This is a genomic window from Vibrio sp. 10N.261.46.A3, assembly GCF_041472995.1.
Lineage (GTDB): Bacteria > Pseudomonadota > Gammaproteobacteria > Enterobacterales > Vibrionaceae > Vibrio > Vibrio coralliirubri.
In genome coordinates this window covers 1-3,247 of the sequence record NZ_JBFRRH010000089.1, presented here as the reverse complement: position 1 = coordinate 3,247, position 3,247 = coordinate 1, and the positions used below count along the sequence as shown (strand labels likewise).

Genomic DNA, 3,247 nt, shown 5'->3' with positions numbered 1-3,247 from the left:
CAACAGCATGTCTTTCCTGAGTGTGAGTATCAACATTGCGAGCAGTTAATCATTGATAGAAGCTGGTTAGGCAAAAATTATCGTTGGGATGGTTTACAAAGTGTAATCAAAATGACCGCCAAGGTTGAAGAAAAATTAAGCGGGAAAAGTCGAAAGAAACTCGATGGTATATCAGTTCATTATCCCTCAACGCGCAGCAAGCACTGGATGCAATAAGAAGCCACTGGCAGGTAGAAAGTATGCATTGGATGTTAGATGTAACGTTTAGAGAAGATGAGTCGCGTATCCGCAGAGGCACTGGGGCCTTAGCTTTCAATGTATTAAGGAAAATCGCACTAAGTCTTTTCAAGCAAGACACAAGTAAAAACATCAGCATGGTAAGAAAGAAGAAGATAGCGGCTATTGATGACGAATACCGCTCCGTCCTTTTAGATTCTGGAATTAAAATGCTTCGACTTGTTCAATAAGAAGAGCCGCTTGTAAGGATAGGTTTAGGCTCCCAAATAGAACGTGTTTGAACAAGAAATAGTCAAAAATCATAATACTCTAGCCGTGGGCTTTTACTGAAAAGAAAGGGAAAAATGGCGCATTTCATGCCTGTAACCGCTATCCTGATTGCAAAACCACATTCCCTGATGATAATGGGAAGCCTAATTTAACCCCGAAACCTAAAGCCCCTCAACCAAAGGCCAGCAGCACAGAGTGCTGCCCAGAATGCAACAAAGGATTAATTCGTCGAGCCGGTAAGCGAGAAGGGTCATTTTGGTGGGGGTGCAGTGGATTCCCAACGTGTAAAGTGCGATTCTTCGATAAGGGTGGGAAACCAGACCGAGACAAAGGCGCCCTATAATTTCATTATTTAAAGAGGCTTTGATATGGCAGTCTATAATCTACGTTACTTTGATAAAGACAACGAACTTATCAAAGCCGAAACCGTGTACATGCGCTCATTAGGAGACGCAAGAAAAAGTGCAACCGTCAATGCTACTCCACTCACCTATAAAATCGTCATAGGGGACATTGTCGATAAGCCTTTGACGTTTCGATACGCCATGGGTAAGTGGGATGAAGAGTTGCAATACCAAAGAAAAAAAGGACAAGAAATGAACAAGAAAGACCTTGTAAATCACATTGCAGAGCAAGTGGACATCAATAAAGAGCAAGCAACAGCCGCACTTAATGCGATTGTAGAAGGCATCACAACGATACTGGCTGATGGTGACGACGTGACTTTGGTTGGGTTTGGAACCTTCAAAATCACGCACCGTGCAGCGCGTGAAGGTCGCAACCCGAAAACTGGCGAAGCGATTCAGATTGCTGCATCGAAAAGCCCAACCTTTAAGGCGGGAAAAGAGTTAAAAACACTCTGTAACGCATAATAACAACGGCAAAAAAGCCAGCTAAAAGCTGGCTTTCACAAAAATTCAAAAAATAATTTCGAGTTAATCAAAAATTTCCCTATACTTCTTCATAATCTCCATACGATGCTCATCGCTATCACAGTGATTTAGATCCACTGAAATTTCAAATAGATCACTTTCAACATCATATTCAATATCTTCAATTTTCATATCACTAGTATAATTATGATGAAGCCTTATGTATTGGTTTAGTCGCTCTAAGATAAGAGCTTTAGGTATGGATACAGTTGTAGCCATTACTTCTCCCTTTAAGCTAAACTAGATTCCACAACACTCCACATCCGCCAACTTTATTATTGGCTTAGTCCACCCATTCCACCAATATCTGGTTGCACCTTATCATTCGGCTGATTGCTTTCTTGAGACTGTGATTCACTGACCAGTTCCATGATTTTTTTCAGCTCACAGAGCTTGACAGATCCAGCTTCATTGGCCTTTGCCATCGCAAGAATCATTTGATAAAGAACGGAATTAGCTTGCGCCAATGCATGACCAACCATAACATCACTTCGCAATGTTCCAGCTCTATTCCCCGACTCTTGATATCGTTTACACATTGCCATATCAATGCTTTTATTATCATTAAATCGCACTTGTATAGGTGATTTATTCATGATGTTTTGCCTCTTCAATTTCAACAATTGCTTCAGCTAAAGCAAACTCAGCATTATTAGCGACTGTGATTGTCTTTACGTGAGAATACGTTGTCACCCGATGTTCATTTATCTTCTTAGCTAATGTGCCAGCGCCCGCCCCAACACACACAATATGATCTAAAGGGTAAGATGAAACAAAATCATTAATTTCTCCGATAGCCTTATTCATAACTGGTTCAATAGCCAACTCAATTTTATTACATGAATCGATGCCTTGAAGAACACGGTCTGTGTGCGCTGGAGGTAGATTATCGTATCCTAAAAGCTTTTGTCTGTTCTTATGAACTTCAACCATTCCAGTTGAATAGCTTCCAACCTTAACAATGCTTGTTGCTATACCACGCATTAAGCACAGATCAAGTGTGGTTCCCCCGATATCAGCAATCAAAACAAGATCAATGTCAGAATGCAAAGCTCTCCCTTTATCGTCACGTAAAGAGTTGAGAGCGGCAGGTATACCTTCAGGCATCACCTTAACCTCTTTGATAATCACAGGGGCATACTTTTCTGGAACAACTGTTCTCATTACCATACTTTTCTTTGCGTTAATATTCTTAACATTTGGACGATTATCAGCGTCAAAAAATTCCGCAATAGGTAGAGTAACAATCAAATTAACCTCATCTTTAGGCTCAACAAAACCAGAAGTTAACAACGCATGTTGAATCGCACAGGAAGCTTGAGCCGAATATTGGTATGAAATATTACTTGTCGGGATAGCATCTGATTTTTCATCAAAAGTATAAACATTAGATTCACAGGAATAAATGTCCGGTTCATAACCAAATGAAGCAGCTCGACCATGTATCGCTCGATTTGAAACTCGAACGCTCTTTACCTCACCATCCAAACATAAAGCCAACTTAACACCAGTAGAGCCATCATCACACGCAATTGTTTTAATCATTGTTATTTCCTTCTAGTTGGGGTTATTTCAAATATCATTATAAATATAAAAAAAATGTAGTCAACAATCACAAGCAATGAATAAGCAATGAATAAGAAGTTCAAATAGAGTTAAATTAAACCTTTTTAACTCTTAAAAACACATTCAAAGAGAGTGGAGAAACAAAAAAACCGATAACATAAGCTATCGGGCAATTTAGTGAAGAAATGAACTTCGTGTTGTTTGTGTTTATGCGGCTTTTAATGTAAGCGTCTTTAAATCGA

The 3,247-nt window shown here is 39.6% G+C and carries 4 protein-coding genes and 2 pseudogenes; 3 read left to right on the top strand and 3 right to left on the bottom strand.

From position 1 onward, the window contains the following. The 3 genes and pseudogenes from AB4484_RS19835 to AB4484_RS19825 form a co-directional block, all read left to right on the top strand. Positions 1-467 (top strand): annotated as a pseudogene (locus AB4484_RS19835) (ISAs1 family transposase); the annotation flags it as partial. A gap of 107 nt (positions 468-574) precedes the next feature. Then, a pseudogene (locus AB4484_RS19830) lies at positions 575-850 on the top strand (topoisomerase DNA-binding C4 zinc finger domain-containing protein); the annotation flags it as partial. A 202-nt stretch (positions 851-1,052) separates the two neighbouring features. Beyond that, entirely contained in the window at positions 1,053-1,379 is a 327-nt protein-coding gene (locus AB4484_RS19825; protein ID WP_372079966.1) for an HU family DNA-binding protein, read from the top strand. A 63-nt stretch (positions 1,380-1,442) separates the two neighbouring features. On the opposite strand, the gene AB4484_RS19820 is transcribed toward AB4484_RS19825, so the two are convergent. The 3 genes from AB4484_RS19820 to parM are packed head-to-tail and all read right to left on the bottom strand — an operon-like array spanning position 1,443 to position 2,984. After that, on the bottom strand, positions 1,443-1,658 hold the full coding sequence (locus tag AB4484_RS19820) for a hypothetical protein (RefSeq protein ID WP_372079964.1): 216 nt from the start codon (positions 1,656-1,658) through the stop codon (positions 1,443-1,445). 56 nt (positions 1,659-1,714) lie between these two features. Further along, positions 1,715-2,035 carry a hypothetical protein gene (locus tag AB4484_RS19815; protein WP_372079962.1) on the bottom strand — a complete coding sequence of 107 codons (321 nt, stop codon included), beginning with the start codon at positions 2,033-2,035 and terminating at the stop codon, positions 1,715-1,717. Beyond that, positions 2,028-2,984 carry a plasmid segregation protein ParM domain-containing protein gene (parM, locus tag AB4484_RS19810; protein WP_372079960.1) on the bottom strand — a complete coding sequence of 319 codons (957 nt, stop codon included), beginning with the start codon at positions 2,982-2,984 and terminating at the stop codon, positions 2,028-2,030. Before parM ends, AB4484_RS19815 begins: the two co-directional genes overlap by 8 nt. Positions 2,985-3,247 lie beyond the last annotated feature (263 nt).

What these genes read in the sequence shown, in the direction of transcription:
- AB4484_RS19820 (WP_372079964.1), bottom strand. Translation starts at nt 1,658, where the DNA reads ATGGCTACAACTGTATCCATACCTAAAGCTCTTATCTTAGAGCGACTA.
- AB4484_RS19825 (WP_372079966.1), top strand. Translation starts at nt 1,053, where the DNA reads ATGGGTAAGTGGGATGAAGAGTTGCAATACCAAAGAAAAAAAGGACAA.
- AB4484_RS19815 (WP_372079962.1), bottom strand. Translation starts at nt 2,035, where the DNA reads ATGAATAAATCACCTATACAAGTGCGATTTAATGATAATAAAAGCATT.
- parM (WP_372079960.1), bottom strand. Translation starts at nt 2,984, where the DNA reads ATGATTAAAACAATTGCGTGTGATGATGGCTCTACTGGTGTTAAGTTG.